Annotated in this window: 21 protein-coding genes; 6 read left to right on the top strand and 15 right to left on the bottom strand. The window is 65.8% G+C overall.

Annotation, left to right across the window (positions count from 1 at the left end; all coding sequences use genetic code 11):
• Positions 1-38: 38 nt before the first annotated feature.
• The 7 genes from AC3WTE_RS13950 to AC3WTE_RS13980 form a co-directional block, all read right to left on the bottom strand.
• Complete coding sequence (locus tag AC3WTE_RS13950; protein ID WP_492438321.1) at positions 39-944, bottom strand: DUF6551 family protein; 906 nt, start codon at positions 942-944, stop codon at positions 39-41.
• Complete coding sequence (locus AC3WTE_RS13955; protein ID WP_492438323.1) at positions 944-1393, bottom strand: WhiB family transcriptional regulator; 450 nt, start codon at positions 1391-1393, stop codon at positions 944-946. Before AC3WTE_RS13955 ends, AC3WTE_RS13950 begins: the two co-directional genes overlap by 1 nt.
• Positions 1390-2037 (bottom strand): hypothetical protein, encoded by a 648-nt coding sequence (locus AC3WTE_RS13960; RefSeq protein ID WP_492438325.1) that lies wholly within the window; start codon positions 2035-2037, stop codon positions 1390-1392. Before AC3WTE_RS13960 ends, AC3WTE_RS13955 begins: the two co-directional genes overlap by 4 nt.
• Positions 2034-2345, bottom strand: a complete 312-nt coding sequence (locus tag AC3WTE_RS13965; RefSeq protein WP_492438327.1) for a WhiB family transcriptional regulator — start codon at positions 2343-2345, stop codon at positions 2034-2036. Before AC3WTE_RS13965 ends, AC3WTE_RS13960 begins: the two co-directional genes overlap by 4 nt.
• Complete coding sequence (locus tag AC3WTE_RS13970) at positions 2342-2890, bottom strand: hypothetical protein (protein WP_492438329.1); 549 nt, start codon at positions 2888-2890, stop codon at positions 2342-2344. Before AC3WTE_RS13970 ends, AC3WTE_RS13965 begins: the two co-directional genes overlap by 4 nt.
• Positions 2887-3051, bottom strand: a complete 165-nt coding sequence (locus tag AC3WTE_RS13975) for a hypothetical protein (RefSeq protein ID WP_492438331.1) — start codon at positions 3049-3051, stop codon at positions 2887-2889. The genes AC3WTE_RS13970 and AC3WTE_RS13975 overlap by 4 nt, the downstream gene beginning before the upstream one ends.
• A gap of 380 nt (positions 3052-3431) precedes the next feature.
• Complete coding sequence (locus AC3WTE_RS13980; protein WP_492438333.1) at positions 3432-4142, bottom strand: hypothetical protein; 711 nt, start codon at positions 4140-4142, stop codon at positions 3432-3434.
• Positions 4143-4274: 132 nt separating this feature from the next.
• On the opposite strand from AC3WTE_RS13980, the gene AC3WTE_RS13985 reads away from it, so the two are divergent.
• Positions 4275-4721 carry a helix-turn-helix domain-containing protein gene (locus AC3WTE_RS13985; RefSeq protein ID WP_492438335.1) on the top strand — a complete coding sequence of 149 codons (447 nt, stop codon included), beginning with the start codon at positions 4275-4277 and terminating at the stop codon, positions 4719-4721.
• A 749-nt stretch (positions 4722-5470) separates the two neighbouring features.
• Here the strand turns inward: AC3WTE_RS13985 and AC3WTE_RS13990 are convergent.
• From AC3WTE_RS13990 to AC3WTE_RS14015, 6 genes are all read right to left on the bottom strand, one after another.
• The gene (locus AC3WTE_RS13990) at positions 5471-6406 is read right to left on the bottom strand and encodes a discoidin domain-containing protein (protein WP_492438337.1); all 936 of its coding nucleotides are present in this window, start codon (positions 6404-6406) and stop codon (positions 5471-5473) included.
• Positions 6407-6413: 7 nt separating this feature from the next.
• Positions 6414-6803 carry a hypothetical protein gene (locus AC3WTE_RS13995; protein ID WP_492438339.1) on the bottom strand — a complete coding sequence of 130 codons (390 nt, stop codon included), beginning with the start codon at positions 6801-6803 and terminating at the stop codon, positions 6414-6416.
• A complete protein-coding gene (locus AC3WTE_RS14000; RefSeq protein ID WP_492438341.1) occupies positions 6800-7204 on the bottom strand; it encodes a PIN domain-containing protein in 405 nt (134 codons plus the stop codon). Before AC3WTE_RS14000 ends, AC3WTE_RS13995 begins: the two co-directional genes overlap by 4 nt.
• Positions 7201-7455 carry a type II toxin-antitoxin system Phd/YefM family antitoxin gene (locus AC3WTE_RS14005; RefSeq protein ID WP_205895691.1) on the bottom strand — a complete coding sequence of 85 codons (255 nt, stop codon included), beginning with the start codon at positions 7453-7455 and terminating at the stop codon, positions 7201-7203. Before AC3WTE_RS14005 ends, AC3WTE_RS14000 begins: the two co-directional genes overlap by 4 nt.
• A 244-nt stretch (positions 7456-7699) precedes the next feature.
• Positions 7700-9196 (bottom strand): hypothetical protein, encoded by a 1497-nt coding sequence (locus AC3WTE_RS14010; protein WP_492438343.1) that lies wholly within the window; start codon positions 9194-9196, stop codon positions 7700-7702.
• 15 nt (positions 9197-9211) lie between these two features.
• The gene (locus AC3WTE_RS14015; protein WP_492438345.1) at positions 9212-9502 is read right to left on the bottom strand and encodes a hypothetical protein; all 291 of its coding nucleotides are present in this window, start codon (positions 9500-9502) and stop codon (positions 9212-9214) included.
• 336 nt (positions 9503-9838) lie between these two features.
• Between AC3WTE_RS14015 and AC3WTE_RS14020 the strand changes: the two genes are divergently transcribed.
• Positions 9839-9997 carry a hypothetical protein gene (locus tag AC3WTE_RS14020; RefSeq protein ID WP_492438347.1) on the top strand — a complete coding sequence of 53 codons (159 nt, stop codon included), beginning with the start codon at positions 9839-9841 and terminating at the stop codon, positions 9995-9997.
• A gap of 250 nt (positions 9998-10247) precedes the next feature.
• Here AC3WTE_RS14020 and AC3WTE_RS14025 read toward each other — a convergent pair whose 3' ends face one another.
• Entirely contained in the window at positions 10248-11603 is a 1356-nt protein-coding gene (locus AC3WTE_RS14025) for a cutinase family protein (protein ID WP_492438349.1), read from the bottom strand.
• Positions 11600-12316 carry a hypothetical protein gene (locus AC3WTE_RS14030; protein WP_165682282.1) on the bottom strand — a complete coding sequence of 239 codons (717 nt, stop codon included), beginning with the start codon at positions 12314-12316 and terminating at the stop codon, positions 11600-11602. Before AC3WTE_RS14030 ends, AC3WTE_RS14025 begins: the two co-directional genes overlap by 4 nt.
• Before the next feature lie 656 nt (positions 12317-12972).
• Here AC3WTE_RS14030 and AC3WTE_RS14035 point away from each other — a divergent pair.
• Genes AC3WTE_RS14035 through AC3WTE_RS14050 form a run of 4 tightly spaced genes read left to right on the top strand, consistent with a single transcriptional unit; the run spans position 12973 to position 15152 of the window.
• The gene (locus tag AC3WTE_RS14035) at positions 12973-13215 is read left to right on the top strand and encodes a hypothetical protein (protein ID WP_492438351.1); all 243 of its coding nucleotides are present in this window, start codon (positions 12973-12975) and stop codon (positions 13213-13215) included.
• On the top strand, positions 13209-14306 hold the full coding sequence (locus AC3WTE_RS14040) for a hypothetical protein (protein WP_492438353.1): 1098 nt from the start codon (positions 13209-13211) through the stop codon (positions 14304-14306). Before AC3WTE_RS14035 ends, AC3WTE_RS14040 begins: the two co-directional genes overlap by 7 nt.
• A complete protein-coding gene (locus tag AC3WTE_RS14045; protein WP_165682285.1) occupies positions 14303-14644 on the top strand; it encodes a hypothetical protein in 342 nt (113 codons plus the stop codon). The genes AC3WTE_RS14040 and AC3WTE_RS14045 overlap by 4 nt, the downstream gene beginning before the upstream one ends.
• A 10-nt stretch (positions 14645-14654) precedes the next feature.
• The gene (locus tag AC3WTE_RS14050) at positions 14655-15152 is read left to right on the top strand and encodes a hypothetical protein (RefSeq protein WP_492438355.1); all 498 of its coding nucleotides are present in this window, start codon (positions 14655-14657) and stop codon (positions 15150-15152) included.
• Positions 15153-15166 lie beyond the last annotated feature (14 nt).

Below are 15166 nucleotides of genomic sequence, written 5' to 3' on the forward strand. Positions count from 1 at the left end.
ACACTCACCTCGAAACATCGAATCGAACAGCGCTGGTATCAAGCTGATTTCGCGGTAATCGGAACCGAACGGGCATTGCGGGACCCACCGCCGAAGCTGCGCGGCGTCACCGGAATCCGGGGTCCTGCAACATTGCGGTTGCGGTTGTAGAGATGCATGATCATCTGCGCCACCCGAACCGGCCGCGTTCCGCTGAGGATGAGCGCCGTGCTGGCCTGGGACTTCAGGGACGCGGGCATCTGCTCAATTAGCGTGTCGGTGAGCTTCTCCATGTCGATCTGGCTGCCCAGGTGGTGCAAGATGAGCCCGATGCCGTGGACGATGGGCGCGTCGTAGGCGTCGATCCGTATGTCCCACACGTCCAAGATGACCTTCAAGGTCGCCTCGACGAGCTCGGGGCCGCCGAGGGCGGCAAGCTTCTCCAGTGTCGCGGTGCACCGCACGCAGCCTTCCCGTGGCGCATTCTCGATTCGCAGCCCCGAGGCGTTGACCACCCGCTCGATTGCCACGACCGTCTCGTCGCCGGCACTACGCCGCGCCCGCCAGTGATCCCAGGTACCGGTGCGCACGCGCTGCCGATTGAGACGATCGAACAGCGCGGCTTCATCGCTGATCGACAAACCCTCGTGCACCTTGGCCACCAGCACCGGAACCTCGGCCAACAGTGCTGCACGCCAACGATGTTGACCGTCCACCACCGCGTACCGCGGGTGCTGCCCGGCTCCCCTGTCGCTGACTTCGATGACGCCGACCAGCTTGTGGTCCCATGTGCCGGCCACTTTGCGGGCCCGGCACATGTCGGCAGCCCGCTGATAGCTCGGATCGACGAACAGGTCGTCCACCGCCACCGCGTGGAAGTACGCGTTCTGCGCGGTGGTCACCGCGTCCAGACCGCCGTCGACGCCATCGTTGGCCGGAAGTACTTGTACTGCAATAGCGGTCATCACGCCACTCCCTGCTGTTGTCCGCATTCCCGCGCGTTCGCTTTGGCGAGCTTGCGGCGGTCGGTCTTGTTGAGCCCTCCCCAAATCCCGGACTCGTTCACTCCTGTGGTCAGGGCCCACATCCGGCAGCCGGCCAGTACCGGGCAGCCGGCGCATACGTTCTTGGCGCGTGCCTGCGCTCGTGGACTTTCGGCGAACATCAGATCGCCTTTGTCTCGGCACGATCCCCACGCAAAGAAGTCCTTGATGTCCACGGCTTTGGGCTCGTCGGTGGGTCGCTCCGGGCACGGAGCGGTCAAATACCGGTGCACGGTGCGGTAGCCCACGCCGAGCTGCTCACCGATCACCGAGATCGGGATGCCCCGCTGATTCATCTGGTGCGCTTGGTAGGCCTTGGCCCGGGCGCGCCTGTGCTGAAGCAGGTTGCTTTCCTGGCCGCAGGTGCTCATGACTGCGCCCCCTTGTTGTCAGCGGCCCGCTGACTGCGGTACAGCGCGATTGCTTCGGCCGAAACGCCAAGGCGCGCCAGCGTTTCAGGGACAGATGCGTCCCCGACGATCACGCGTGGCTCCTGTGCCTGCGGTGTGGAAGCGATTTCCATCCGGCGCAGCAGCGCAGTGAGCATCAGCATGAAGCCGGCCGATGGGCATTGCACCCGTAGGCCCTTGCCGCTGAGCGTTCCAGCCGCGGCGATCGCGCCGCGGGTGATGCCCAGCGTGGCGGCGGCGCCCTGGCCGAATGCCCAACGACCAGCGCGGTAGCCATACCGGCCCAGGACCATGTGCGGTCGATTGATCAGCACGGTGCCGCTGGAGCCGTCGACGTCGACGAGCTCGACGCCGTGCCGCGGTAGCGATTCGGTCAGCCACAGTGCGGTGGGGCCGTGATTGATCCGGACCACCATCCGGTGGCCGGTGTGCACCACCTTCGGTGACCAGGCCAGGAAGGCCGCCACATGCTGAACCCGTACCGGACCCGGCTCGTCGGCGATCGTGCACAGGTCCAGTCGCAGTCGATTGTTGACCGGGCCATACCGCTGGCTACTCAGATGCGGCAGCGCGCTATTGCGCGGCACGGCCGTTGAGGCGCTCATGCCGGCACCCCCAGTGCCAAGGGTTCGCCCAGCCGGGGCAGACCCGCGACGACGCGCAGCTGGCGCATCGCGTCAGCCCAGCTCACAATCTCGCTGCGCGCGGGAACCCGAACCCCGGCATACACGCCGGCCTGGGCCTCAGCGACCACGGCCTCCAGGGCGCAGACCCGCCGCACCGGGCATTGGCTGCACAGTTGTCGCATGATGCGCATGTCCCCGTCGCGGGGCTTGCGGTTCGAGGTCCATACCTCAGGGGGTATGCCCGTCTCCCACCGGCACACCGCCCGGGATTGCCAGTTGTCGGTCATCGCATAGCCCTCACAATCGGTGCGTCCGTGGTGATTTCGGCGATGAAGCGCACCGCCAAGGCGGCCACGCGCGCGGTCAGTTCGCCGAGCTGGGCGGTGTCGGCATCGGAGCACACAGCCGCCCATAGCGCGTCGTATGCGCGCCGCAAGTACCCGGCGGCCTCGTGGCTTGAGTTGAAAGCCCTCGCCGGGCCGACGCCGGCGTGGCGCAGATCGCGCTGGCGAGCGGCGCCGGCCCGACACAAGCGCTTCGAAGACTGGGCCGATCGAGGCCCGCAGATATCGGCGATAAACCGGACGGCCATCGCGCCGACCTGGGCGGCTTCGCCGCGCGCCAGGCCAATGTGGTTGCGGCGGACCTCATCCCAGAGTTCGTCGATTTCCTCAAAGAGGACCATCGCGCCCTCCTCTGGGGAGGTCCAGGCGCGCGGGTAGTCGATCAGCGACTGTGCGACCTCGTCCCACACGGCCGACTCGGCGTGACGGTAAGCGGCGTCGGGGTTGTCGGTGACACACGCCGCGGCGAGCAGATGGGGGCTTCTCACAGTCCCACCGCCTGATCCAGGCCGAGCTCGCGGACGCACGAGGTGCACATGGTGTCGCCCGGCAGGACGCCGTGCCCGCACACGGCGCACGGCTCGGTGCACGACAGGCACACGAACTGTCCGTCGACGGTCACCGGTTCGGTCGGCTGCTCTGCGCACACGGGGCACTCGTTGGCGACGGTCGAGCTGTCCCAGCAACGAGGCCCGCCGGGCCGGTTCGTGACCCTGCTGTCACCTTCGCGGCGACTGTTAGGGCAGGTCAGTGTCTGTTTCTGGATCTTCGGGGCGGGAACTCTTGCGGCGTCCTTGGCCAAGCGCCTACCCTGAGATCGACTCGGCAAAGTCAAAGTCATCTCCTCTAACGGGGAGACCCGGACCGGAAGCTCCTAACTTTCGATCCACCCAACGGGGCCCCCTTCGGGGGGTTTCCGTGTATCTGGGGCGAGGTCTCGGCTATGTAGATGTGGTGCGTGCGCTCAGGGCGCAGCTAGCAGCGCAGTCGCACCACCGCCTCCGTTGAATCCATCTGTGTGCCAGGCATTTACACCACCCGGCCCCTGTCGGTCATCGCGGCGTTGATTAGCCACGAGAGGTTTTCCCGCTGGCCCGCGCTCAGTTGGGGTAGGAAGTTCGCCAGTGCGGAGGCTGCGGTGCGGTCATCACCCATGCCCGCCGGATACAGCACGAGGTCTGAACCCGAGTCCGCGGGAATCTCGGCGAAGAATCCGCCGGCGGCCTCGTCGGTATCGAGGATGTGCAGCCGCCAGCCGTGGCCCATGAGGATGACCGCCCACCAATAGGCCGTTCGCACAATGGGTTCGGCGGGCATGCCATTGATCTGGGCGGTGTACACCTGGACCGGGTCGGGCTCGGCGAGCAGGCCGGCCGAACGCAGCAGTGCGGTCATGGCCGCGAGTTCGTCAGCCCAGCCGGTGATGCCGAGCTTCCAGATCGCCTCGGCCAATTCGTCGGCGATGGTCAGCGGCCCGCGCCGGGGTCCATACGCCGGGCGCCGTGAGTCCAGGACCCGGTATGACGGCAGCTGCAGGCTGGCCCCGGCGGTGACGGTGTCGAATTGCGCGGCCAGGAGCCGGTAGCCGCTCTGATGCAGGTCGTGAACCCACCAGTACAGCGGACGGACGGCGCGGGGCATGTCTGCGGCGAAGGGAATCGCCTCGAAGCAGGGCTTCATGCCGGCCACGGGCGGCAGGGCCGGCGTAACCGCTGAGGGTGTTGATCGACGAATCCTCATCGGAATCTCCTCGGCTATAGCGCTCTCAACTTCACCGTACTCTAGACTACGACAACTGTATAAGACAACCGCATTGACACAATATCGGAGACCTCGGTGAACCTGTTTGACCATGAGCACGGAAAACGCCGCATGAGCCGGCGAGTCCTGCGCGGATGGTGTGCCGCCGACTTCGCCGCCGTCCGAGACGGGCAGGGCCTGAGTGTTCAAGACCTCGCACGCATGGCCGACATCGGCCAATCGACGATCCACGCCTGGGAGGCCGGCCGATACACGCCCCAAGTCGATCTGCTCGCCAAGGTCATGAAGATCCTCCAGACGCCAATCGACCGCGTCGTGAAGGTGCCCGTTGAGGACCGCTACCCCGGCGACTGGCGCGTCGTCAAAGGCATGACGCAACCGGAGCTCGCGGCCAAAGCGGGCATCGCGACCACCAGCCTGCGCGGCATCGAGCGCGCCGACATCGGTCTGACCGACGCCAACGCTGCCACGTTGGCCAAACTGCTCGACATCACGGCCGAGCAGTATCGAGCCGCCTACCAGCGAGCCCGCCAGCGGCCCCCAGGAACCTCCGTCTAGGTGCGCGCGAACTGCCGGCCGCGCGGCAGCGATCGACAGTGCCGACGCGGTGTGCGAGTTGAGGTCAGCATGAAAGACCATCTCGCCCTCCCGATTTCGTGTGCTGCGACCGCCCCGTGCGGAATGCCTCTACAAAAATCACAACACCCCGAGAGGGTGAAAGTCACGAAAGTCGACCCACTTTCTGCCGACACATTCGCGGTAACAATCCGATAACGATTCTTCCCCTGGTGATCGGCCGCTCGACGTCGCACCGCACGCGCACCCCTTGGTAGCGTCGGCGCGCGACTGAAATTTCCACGGCGACAGCAGGATTGGGGTCAACGCCGGACAGGCAAAGCGTGCGAGTTGACCACGTTGCCCACCCTGCCCAACACCCTGTCCACTACGGGATCACGAGAGTCGTTAGCGGGCAAAGTCATTGGTGGCCAAAGCCGCCGCCCCGGCGGCTGTTCTAGGGCGCGCCGAGATTCATCGTGAATCACCGCCACTTTCGCCTGGCGCGCGTCACCTCACGGCGAACTGGCGGCCGAATGCCAAGTGTCCCCGGGCGGGCTGGTCTATACGGGGACGGTTCCCGAAGAGCGAATCGCGGGACGGATTCGCGATGGAGCAGTACAGATTCCACCGCTTCGAGGACCGCAGCTTACCCCCGCGGCCACTGCCTCACGCGGCGCAAGTCCGGCGCTCCGCGCCAACGCCGCGGCGCCGTTGTCGATGAGCGAGGAACATCACGGACCGAACCGTGGTCACCCACATCCCCCCGGCGGCGCTGGCTGCTGGGACAGGTCAAAGCCGAGAAATTGAACCTTGAGCGCCACGGTGGTGGCCTGGTCCCCGCCCGGCGCCGCAGGGGGTTGACTGGCCGCAGTCGCCGGGGTCCCAGGGTCTGCTGTCGCCGCCACCCGCAACAGCAGCTTGGTGACAATAGCCGGCGGATCGATGGTGGCGGGGAAATAGTCCCGCTCGCCGCCGGTACGCACCTCAAGTGGCCTGCGGTTGAGCTCTTTTGGGAACCAAGCATCGAGCTGAGTGACAATCCGATGCTTGAACCAGCGATCGGACCCATCTGGATCGGTGCCCTCGGCACCGCTGTACACCCGCATCTGGCACACCATGACCTGCCGGCCGAAGTCCGCGAAAATGTACTGACCGTCCTTGTTGTGCACCCGGGTGCACACCCATGCCGTATTCAGATCACCGTCGAACGCCAAATTCGCGTCGGCGTAGGCCGGATCGTGAGGGCACTTATCGGTCGCGTGAATCCCGGTCAAGACCGCCATCGGTGCCGCAGCAGGTGAACTGATCGGCGTCGATGAAGCAGTGCTGCTGCGAATTGGCGCCGGGGGCGACACATCCGAGGACAGGCTCTTCACAACGCCAACGGCCACCACCAGCACCACAATCGACGCACCAGCAATCACGGCCGACCGCCCCCGGCGCCCGGGCGGTACTGCCTTGTTGAACCGGCCCCGCCCGGCCTGGCCCGCGCGGCGCGCGGCACCCAGGCCCTTGGCGAAGAGGCCCGGTGTGGAAGGCTTCTCATCCCCATCGTCCGCGGCGGCGGCGGGCGCCCCGCGCCGACCGGGCCGGGACGCGGTCTTGGGGATAAGGGACGCCATCAGCGCCCGCCGGTTTTCCCACCCGTAGTCGGGAGGGCCGTCGAGATCGGGCGGAGTACTCATGATCTCCTCAGTCGGCGTCGATGACATTGCCATAGAACGAGTCGTGCACCGCCTGCTGCGGCCGGATGTGCGGCAGTGCCAAGCGGTTCAGGTCGGGCGCGGGGTGAGCGGGGTCGACCCCGAAGAAGTAGTAGTTGTGAACAACTTGGGGCTGCGCCTGCTGCGGGGCGCGCACTACGGGTGCGGCGGCCGCCGGCCGTGGCGCACGCCCGGCGCGCCGCGGCGCGATGGCGCGCCGAATACGGCGCATCGCTCGCGCCAGGCGCTCTAGGAGCGGCCAGGTGAGCCACAGGACGAAGCACAGCGGCACGCTGATGCCCAGCGCGCCGTCAGGCGGTGCGCCGAAATGGATAGCCACGAGTGCGAACAGCACACCCGCGACAAGTGCGCGGATCATGGTGCACCTCCAGGACAGATGGTGGGGATATGGAGAGCGGCCGCGGCTGCGGTCAGATCGGAGTCATAGGTCAGCACGGTGCGCAGCTGAGGCCCGGCGGTGAGCGCGGCAGCCAGGTGCAGTGCGTCAACGATGCGCGGCGGGGCGGGATCTAGGGCGATCGCCGCATCCAGAAGCCGGTCGGTGACCGCCACCAGGTCCAAGCCGGACAGCAGGTGCTGTGCGTGCTCGATCGCGTCCGGGTGCAGGTGCGCCGCGGCGCGTGCCAACTCGGCGCGGGTTATGGCGCAACTGAACAACGTCGTGCCCTCGGCTCGGGGCTGTAGGTAGGTGGTTAACGCGGGAGTGAGGGGATCGGCGCGGATCAGCTTGATCAGTGCGGTGCTGTCGAGGTAGATCACGGGCGACCCCCAACAGGATCCGGGTAGTCGCGCGCGGGCCGGTCGAAAATGTCAGCCGCCGCGATACGGGCCGGGATGACTTCGTTGCAAGCGATCAGTGCGCTCCAAAGGTTGGCGGCCACGGGGATCAAACGGGCGATCGGGTGGCCGTGGTGGGTGATTTCGAGGGTTTGACCCTCGGCGACGTCGCGCAGCAAGGGGCTGGTGTTCTGCCGCAGTTCCCGGACGCCAACCTGCCGAATCTGACCCATGTAACACACGGTAACCCGCTGTGGCACTGTGTGTACACAGTTGGGGTGGGGTGTGGCCGCGGGAGCTTCTTTGCGAGGAACACGGGATGTCATATCTCGGGCCTAACCTGGCTAGTGACCGGCTCAAAGCCGGGCCTCCACTGCGCCCCCTCCCCCCAACGGCGCGGCGAGGGGCGAGAGGCAGGACATTGCGGACATCCCCCCGGCCGCGGTCCTGCCTCTCTTATATCTACGACGGCGCACCTCAGTGAAAAGCCGTCGACGTCGCGTCGGGCAGATCGTGCCCAATCACCTGCACACCATCCCCGTCGTGAAAGCCCGAGGCGCGCCGCGCCGGCACAGCCTGCGCCACAAACACGGTGACCCGCGCCGCGCGCCGCGGCGCGGGAAGAGTGAAATGATTCCACGCTGATGTGGGCCCCACCGCGACCTCGACGTCGGTGCTCGGGTCATTGTCGAAGCGCCAAATCACGCGTGTAGGCACGCGCAGAACGTCCAGGCCCGCGGGGAAAACCTCGACCGCGGATACCACTTTCCGGTTCTCGAACTCCAGCGAGTAGGAGTCCCCGGCCGCCCCCGCGGCATTGCATGGATCAGCTGCGGCGGGGCGGTTGCGGGCCGGCAGATCGGCATCCGGACCGGTCAGCGCGCACGCATCCCCACTGATGCCAGCCGGACGCAGCAAGTGATCGACGCTGTCGGGGTAGTAACCGCCTGAGTCGATCGGGTCCGGGTCCGGCTGGACCGGATGTGACGGCGGGTCAACGAGGAAACCCGGGGGCTGTTGCGGCAGTCCCCCAGGCCGGGGCGCTACCGGGCGGGGCTCTACCAGCCCCCCGCCACCGAGGCCGGCTCCGCCAAGTGACCCGGAACCGGCGTGCTGGTTCGCCACAGACGGCATACCGGCGACGACAATGCCCACCGCGCACACCACTGCGACGGCGAGCGCCGCGACCGGCAGCGCCGAGGACCGCCGCCGGGTCCCGAAACGAATCACTGAAGTCCCGTCACCGGGCGAAGGTCCCGTAACAGCGGCCAGGCGTGCGGATGCTGCCGCGTCCATCGCCGCCACGTTCCACTGCACCCGCAGCACCGGAGTGTCTTCCTCGGTGTCCACATCGACGGTCTGAACCCATCGTCCCGAGGCCACGACATCGACAAGCGGCTCGATCTGCTGGAACGGAGGGTCCGTATGTACGGATGTGCTGATTGCTTCGGCGGTGATGTTCCGGCGTAGGGTGATGGACCCCTCGGCGGAGTACGCGCCGGCGTGCGCCACGAGCTGCTCGCCAAGCAGCTTCTCACCGCGACCCAGGCACCACGACCGGTGCAAACGGTGCAGGTTATTCACCCCCGCCCACTGGTCCTGCCCAGACTGACCCAACCAGACCAGCGCACCCTTGCCCAGGGGAAAGAGGTACAGCAGCGCCCAGGCCAGCACCACAGGAGATGCCACCTGGATCACCAGAACGGTCGTCGCAAACAGCGCGTCGGGAACGTCGACGATCCTGTCAAACTGCCATTGCTCGGGTGCCCCGGCAGGCACCAATGCCCCGGTGCGCAACATGAAGTAGACCATCAGGAGCAGCCCGGTCGCCGTGGCCGGCATCGCGCACTGCCCACCCCGGCCGTTACGCCACGCCCGGCGGTAAAAGTACGTCGCGGCAATGCTCGCGCCAATGGCCAGGATGGACAGCACGGCGTTGGCGGCCAGGGCGCTCAGCGTGTGGTAGTTGATCATCAGTACTCCTTCGGATCAGTGAGATGACTGGTCTTCAAGTTGCGCCCGCAGCGCAACCGGGTCGGTGTGGCGGACGTAGACGTCCCAGCGGTGATCGAGGTCGGACAACTGAGCACCTGGGGCCAGGGTCAGTCCCAGCTCTTCCAGCCGCGCCGGCAGCTGCTCCGCGTGATCGCAGAGCGGGTAGGCCGGCCAGTGTTCGGTGCGTGCACCGGTCGCGGTATCCGATTCGGACAAACCGGTCAAGGTGACGCTCCCCTGGGCTCCGATCAGCAGCCACAGGCGGTGCGCGACGGCAGTGATCATGACATCGTCCGCATCGAAACTCGGGTCAGAATGTGATGGATCATGGGGCAATTCGGTTCCTTCCTTGGGATGAGTTGGAGCGCCTCGGCGCAGTGTGACGCGGACGGGTGGTGCGGTGCTCCAGGGCCGGTGCACCGCACCGTGACAGGCCGCTACGGTCCGCGCCGAGTGCCACCGGATGTGCGCCAATCACCAGCGCGCCGCTGACGCGGGCGCAGTACGGGGCCACCGACAACAAGCGCCGCGCTGCCCGTAGTCGTAGGCGAGGGGCTCACCGCAGTCAGATGCAGGCGTGTTTGGGCTGGTTGCGCGGGTGCGCCGGAGTGACGCGCTCCGATGCTCAGCGATGTGCACACCCCGCTCCTCGGCTCAGCATTGGTGGCGGGTTGGCCCAGTGGCACGCTGACCGCGCCACTGCGTGGCCACTGGACTGCACCCGCGGCGCCCACGCGAGCCAAGAGTGCCGACGCCCCGCAGAGTTGGCGCGGCATGTAAGGAAGTTGTCGCGGCGGCTGGCTTACGACAAAGGCGTGTGCGCCCAGTGCTGGCGCACCAGGCCCGCCTGGGTCGGCAGGCCACCGCGCCGCAGCACCCCGACTGTGCCGCCGGTTGGCGCGCTGATCACTGACGCGCGCGCCAACGATGGTCAACGGCGCGGTGTGCCGGGCCTTCAGGGTTGGGCGGCTCAAAGGCGGAAGCGAGTGCAAAGACGAGCTCCTCATGACGTGCACGGAGGCCTTTCAGATCAGACTTCGCGGATTTTGTTGACGATGAATTTCTGCAGAATCTGGGTTCCGGTGTGGCCGGACTGGTCGAGGATGGCGGTGTCATAGTTGGTGTGAAAGCCCCCGTTGATGAACTCGGCGAAATGCTTGAAGGCCGCGGCCACTGAGGCTGCGGTGAATTGACCGAAGGTGGGTCCAAAGACGCCTGTGGAGCGCAGCCCAAGCCCGCCGGTGGCCACGCTGATGGCGTTCAGGACGGCGGTGGCGGCATCGGCAAAATTGCCGTGGGCACCGACCAAAGCGGTGCCGACGGGGCCGAAACCGCTGGTGTTGATAGATCCGGTTTGATCGCGCATCCGCGAGAGGGCATCGCCGACTGCGGCCGCCTTGGTTGAGATGGCTGCGATGAGTGCGGGGATGGCCATCCAGGATCGTGAGCGCACCAAAGCGATGGCTTGGGTCGCTGTGTTTACCAGGTCTGATGCTGTGGCAGCGACCTGTGGTCCGCCGAGAAAGAACAGCTGATCAGCCAGGGCCTTGGCGAACATGACGCCGCGCTGAATCAGGTGCGGAATGAGCTGCGGATCGTTCACCAGCTGCAGTATCTGGCTGACGGCTGCGGTGGCCGGGGCGATCAGACCTGCCATGAACAGGGTGGACAGTTTCTGGGCTGATCCGGCTGGGTCTGAGTCATCGATCTGGGAGCCGAGATGTCCGATGAAGCGCATCACGAGATCGTTCTGAGGAAGGTTGCAGTAGTAGTCCAACGGGGCACACACCGACAAGATTCCGTCGCGTGCGGCCAGCGCTCCGAATCCTCCGGTGCGCACGCCGGCGAATCCCATTCCGGGGTCGCGTAGGCCGATCGTAGGTTGATCGACCGGCGATTGAGATGGGTCGGCAAGTAGTGCGACACCGAGCAGCCGATTGGCCGGAATGACGCCGCGGTCGTGGCCGATCACGGCCGCTACATCGCCTGCGATGTCGGCTCCCTGGCTGTAGCCAGTGAGGATGAAATCAGTCTTTGGACACCGGGCCGCAGTGGCCTTGAGATGAGCATTTGTGCTGTCGATACCGGCGTCTTTCGATGACTTATAGCCCACACCATCGGAGCCAAGAATGGTCGCCGGATACGGGGTGTAGAACGTCGATATCGCGATCTTTGCGCGCTGCTTTATCGGCTCCAGGATGCTTGCAAGAATCCCGACCGGCGTACGTGGATTGGCATCCGTTGAGGTCTGGGTGGTCCCAGGAACCGCGACCGCATCGATACTCGGACAATCCGGCGCTGCACCAGCTGGTATCGCCGCGGCAACGGCAACGATGAGGGTCAGGAGGGCAGTGACAAGGCCGCCGACAATGCGCCGCACGGTCATGCCGCGACGGTGGAATCGGTATGGGACTTGACCAGCTTTCTGATGGCCCGCTGAGCGCGACGCTCTACTGCGCCGACGTTGGCCCCCAGGGTCATCGCCGCAGTTTTCACGCTGTAGATGTCGGTGTTGAGAAACAGCGCGGTCAGGGTCTCCAGCTCCAAGGCCGTGATGATGTTGTCGGCCCGTGCCTGCGCCAGAACGTGGGCGGCCCGATCGCAGTCGGCGCCGAAGTCAATGTGATCGAGGACCGGACTGTGCGGTTCGACGGGGATCGCATCAGCTGCTCGCGCGCCGGCCGCGTTGGCCAGGACGGTGCGCAGCGTCCGGTTGTACAGGTAGCGAGCGGTGAGGATCTCCGGTTCGCCGGCTGTGCGGATGAGTGTGAAGAACACTCCGAGGGTGTCGTTGTCGCGGGCATCGCGCTCGGATGATCGGCGGCCGTCTGGGTCGGCCAGGTCCGCGATCCGCCGCAGGGGGTACCGCATGAGTACCGCGGCCATCAGCAGCGCGTGGCGGTCACCGCTGCGTGCATACCGGGCCAGGGTCGGCAGTACGGCGGTCGCGGTGCCGAGGTGGGCGCAGATCGCGGCGGGGGTGCGTGGCGGCTGCGGGTGCAGGGACTGAACCAGGGTCACCGACGGGGTCAGATCACTGCGCTGTGGGCGGGTGAGCAGTAGGTGGGCTTGGGCGGCGAGCTCGTTCCAGATGTTCATCGGATTCCTGACGTCACATGAGGCGTGGACGAGCCCATGGAATCCGCGGACGTTTGCAGAGACCTTTACGTGGAGGTTTCCGACGAGGTTGTCAAAGAGCTGGAAATAGTGTGATGTGCGTCACAATTAGAGCCTGCGACCTGGGCTGATGATGTTGACGGAAACCTTGACAAGAAACCGGTGAGTTGGACTGTCGCTTTGCTGGCTGCCGGAACCCGCGCCAGGACGTGGCGGCCGGCGCCGGGTGTCCCAGCGGTGCGTGGTTCGGCGCTGGGCGAGAGGCGTGGCGGCGCTGGGACGCATCAATTGGCCATACGACGCAGGTAACAGCGCGCATCGCACGGGCACACGCGCCGCTTACCCGAAGATCGCGACGGTGTGAGGACGTGATGCGCCAGCGCACATGCTGATGGCACTGCCAATGCGGGGCGGGAATACGGCCGGATGCGGCTGGTGAATACCGGCGCGCGCAATCGCTACATAGGGATGTCGCTCGGCCAAGAAGCCGCGTCCGCTTACGGCGGCGCGGTCGGCCGAGCGTAATCCCCTTGTCAAGCAGTGGGCAAACATACACACCCGCATACGCCCGTATGCGTTATTGAATCGTTACGTATGCCGATGTCGGGAAAACGGCCAAAAACCCCGCATTAAAGGGTGTGGGAGACCAAACGAACCTCGCCCTGAGAAACCGGGCCGACCTGCAACCAGCCCGCCGTGCCATCGGCGCTGTCCGCAGCTACACCGAACGCGCCATCGCACTGGCCAAGCAACTCGAGAACGACCCTCTCGACGAAGCCATCAGCAGTGCCCTGGTCGCGCACATCGTCAACGGCCGCGCCACCGCCGAGCAGATCTACCGATCCCTGGAAGCCTCCACACCGGGAATCGGCCCATGCTGACCGGATCGATCAACGGTCTATTCGAGTCACTGCTGCTGCGCTTCAGCGGCAATGACCCGATCAGAGCCGACGACCTTCGATCCCGAATCATCCGCATCTTCGTCACGCTCATCGCCGTCACCTACGTGCCACTGCTAGCCGTCGTCGCCCTCATGTTCGTGAGCACCTCCGGCGCCTCCGATACCGCCGACCAAGTTGACGAAAAGACCGCAGTATCGGACTACGCCTTCCGATTCGTCGACGCATACCTGCGGAACCCATCAAGCTCGGCTTCCTTGCGCGAGTTCTACGACGGCGACATCCCCGCAACCGCGCTCCCAGCGGGCGGTCGTGCACTCAACATTGCCCGCGCACTTCCGGGCCTCAATAACGACGGATTTCGCACTTGGACGGTCACCATCGACGCCGAGTTCCCCAAGGAAGCTCGCGCCACCAACATGGTCCACATTCCGCTGCAAGTTGACATCGCAGTCGACCGTCTGAATCGCTTCCGCGCCTTCACGCTTCCGCACCTCCACAGGGACCGTCCACCAGGACAACCTGTCGAGATCGCAACGCAGGCCGCCGTGTCCGAAGACCGGCCCGTCTACAAGACCGTCAAAGGCTTCCTCAACTCCTATCTGGTCGGCCAAGGACCATGCCGCTGCCAGCCCGGCGACACCACGCCGTTCATCGCCTCCGGATCGACACTCAAGGCCCCCCAGAATCCCGATTTCGTTGACATGACAGTCGAGCGAGTCCATGCAAACTCCGACCTCGCCGTCGCCCAGGACGTCCCGCCCAAAGCTGACGGCGTTGAAGTCACCGCCCGCGTGACCGTCAAGACCAAAAGCGGCGTGCAACTGCCAATGGACTTTCCGCTCGTGATGTCCGTCGCATCCGGCCACTGGCAGGTCGACCAAATCAACGACACCCCGGGATTTGTCCCGCCATCGGACTCGTCCTCAGAGACCACCAGCGAACCGACCCCGACCACACCGACCACAACCCTGCAGCCGACGCCCACCACGGCCACCACTGCCACGTCGACAACCGAACCGCCGACCACGACAGCCGCACAGCCCACCACCACCGAAGGGAACGCACAGTGATCACCCTCATCGCACCACTATTGGTCGACTCCCCACACGCAGTTATGGGGACCTTGGCCACCACCCACACCACCATCGTGGCGGCACCCATTTGGGACATCGGCCGAGACTTCAAGGCCCACGCCGTCGAGTTCGCGATGTACCTGATGATCGGCGGCACGGCGCTGATGGCCGGCCACCACTACTTCATCGCCAAAGACAAAACCCACGCCATCAAGACCCTAGTGATCGGCCTGGTCATCGCCGGAGCCATCGGCGCCCTGGGACCGCTGGCCAACATCGCCAGAGACACCTGGAACGGGTTCGCCGGCGGCAGCAGCAGCGGACCACGCTGGTAGGGCGAGGTCGATGTTCGTCGCCAAGTGGTACACCCGCGCCACAAGAGTCCGGATCGTCATCGCCAAATTCGACGGTCGATGGACCCTGCCAGGCGGACCGTATCCGATACCCGAGCTCCTGGCACTCGCGTCCGGGATCCTGCTCACCCTGTACCTGCTGCCCCGCACCGGTCACGCCATCATCACCGCGGCGATCGGTCTGGGGGCCACCGCAGTAATGGTCACGGTGATGCGCAAGATGCCGTACTCGCCCGTGCCGTTTCTCACCAGAGTCCAGCGCATCAGCCGCCTCTACAGCGCCCCCGTCAGTGTCACAGGGGTCGATGACCTTCGCGCCCAAGCGGCCGTCTCGGTGGTCCGCGCCGACGTCGAGATTCTCGACGACCTCATCGACGACGCCGCGCTGCACCAGGCGCACTTCCCCAACGCCACAACGGCGCACCCCGAGATGACCCTGGCGGGGCTTTTCGACCACCAATCCGGCCCAGCGGCCGACCTCTTCGGCTGACCACCCCGACGACA

Source organism: Mycobacterium sp. FW102-FHT13B02, assembly GCF_058790275.1.

Bases quoted from the DNA above. Each gene is read 5' to 3' on its own strand.
- AC3WTE_RS13950 (WP_492438321.1), bottom strand. From the start codon at position 944: ATGACCGCTATTGCAGTACAAGTACTTCCGGCCAACGATGGCGTCGAC.
- AC3WTE_RS13955 (WP_492438323.1), bottom strand. From the start codon at position 1,393: ATGAGCACCTGCGGCCAGGAAAGCAACCTGCTTCAGCACAGGCGCGCC.
- AC3WTE_RS13960 (WP_492438325.1), bottom strand. From the start codon at position 2,037: ATGAGCGCCTCAACGGCCGTGCCGCGCAATAGCGCGCTGCCGCATCTG.
- AC3WTE_RS13965 (WP_492438327.1), bottom strand. From the start codon at position 2,345: ATGACCGACAACTGGCAATCCCGGGCGGTGTGCCGGTGGGAGACGGGC.
- AC3WTE_RS13980 (WP_492438333.1), bottom strand. From the start codon at position 4,142: ATGAGGATTCGTCGATCAACACCCTCAGCGGTTACGCCGGCCCTGCCG.
- AC3WTE_RS13985 (WP_492438335.1), top strand. From the start codon at position 4,275: ATGAGCCGGCGAGTCCTGCGCGGATGGTGTGCCGCCGACTTCGCCGCC.
- AC3WTE_RS13990 (WP_492438337.1), bottom strand. From the start codon at position 6,406: ATGAGTACTCCGCCCGATCTCGACGGCCCTCCCGACTACGGGTGGGAA.
- AC3WTE_RS13995 (WP_492438339.1), bottom strand. From the start codon at position 6,803: ATGATCCGCGCACTTGTCGCGGGTGTGCTGTTCGCACTCGTGGCTATC.
- AC3WTE_RS14005 (WP_205895691.1), bottom strand. From the start codon at position 7,455: ATGGGTCAGATTCGGCAGGTTGGCGTCCGGGAACTGCGGCAGAACACC.
- AC3WTE_RS14010 (WP_492438343.1), bottom strand. From the start codon at position 9,196: ATGATCAACTACCACACGCTGAGCGCCCTGGCCGCCAACGCCGTGCTG.
- AC3WTE_RS14015 (WP_492438345.1), bottom strand. From the start codon at position 9,502: ATGATCACTGCCGTCGCGCACCGCCTGTGGCTGCTGATCGGAGCCCAG.
- AC3WTE_RS14020 (WP_492438347.1), top strand. From the start codon at position 9,839: ATGCTCAGCGATGTGCACACCCCGCTCCTCGGCTCAGCATTGGTGGCG.
- AC3WTE_RS14025 (WP_492438349.1), bottom strand. From the start codon at position 11,603: ATGACCGTGCGGCGCATTGTCGGCGGCCTTGTCACTGCCCTCCTGACC.
- AC3WTE_RS14030 (WP_165682282.1), bottom strand. From the start codon at position 12,316: ATGAACATCTGGAACGAGCTCGCCGCCCAAGCCCACCTACTGCTCACC.
- AC3WTE_RS14040 (WP_492438353.1), top strand. From the start codon at position 13,209: ATGCTGACCGGATCGATCAACGGTCTATTCGAGTCACTGCTGCTGCGC.
- AC3WTE_RS14050 (WP_492438355.1), top strand. From the start codon at position 14,655: ATGTTCGTCGCCAAGTGGTACACCCGCGCCACAAGAGTCCGGATCGTC.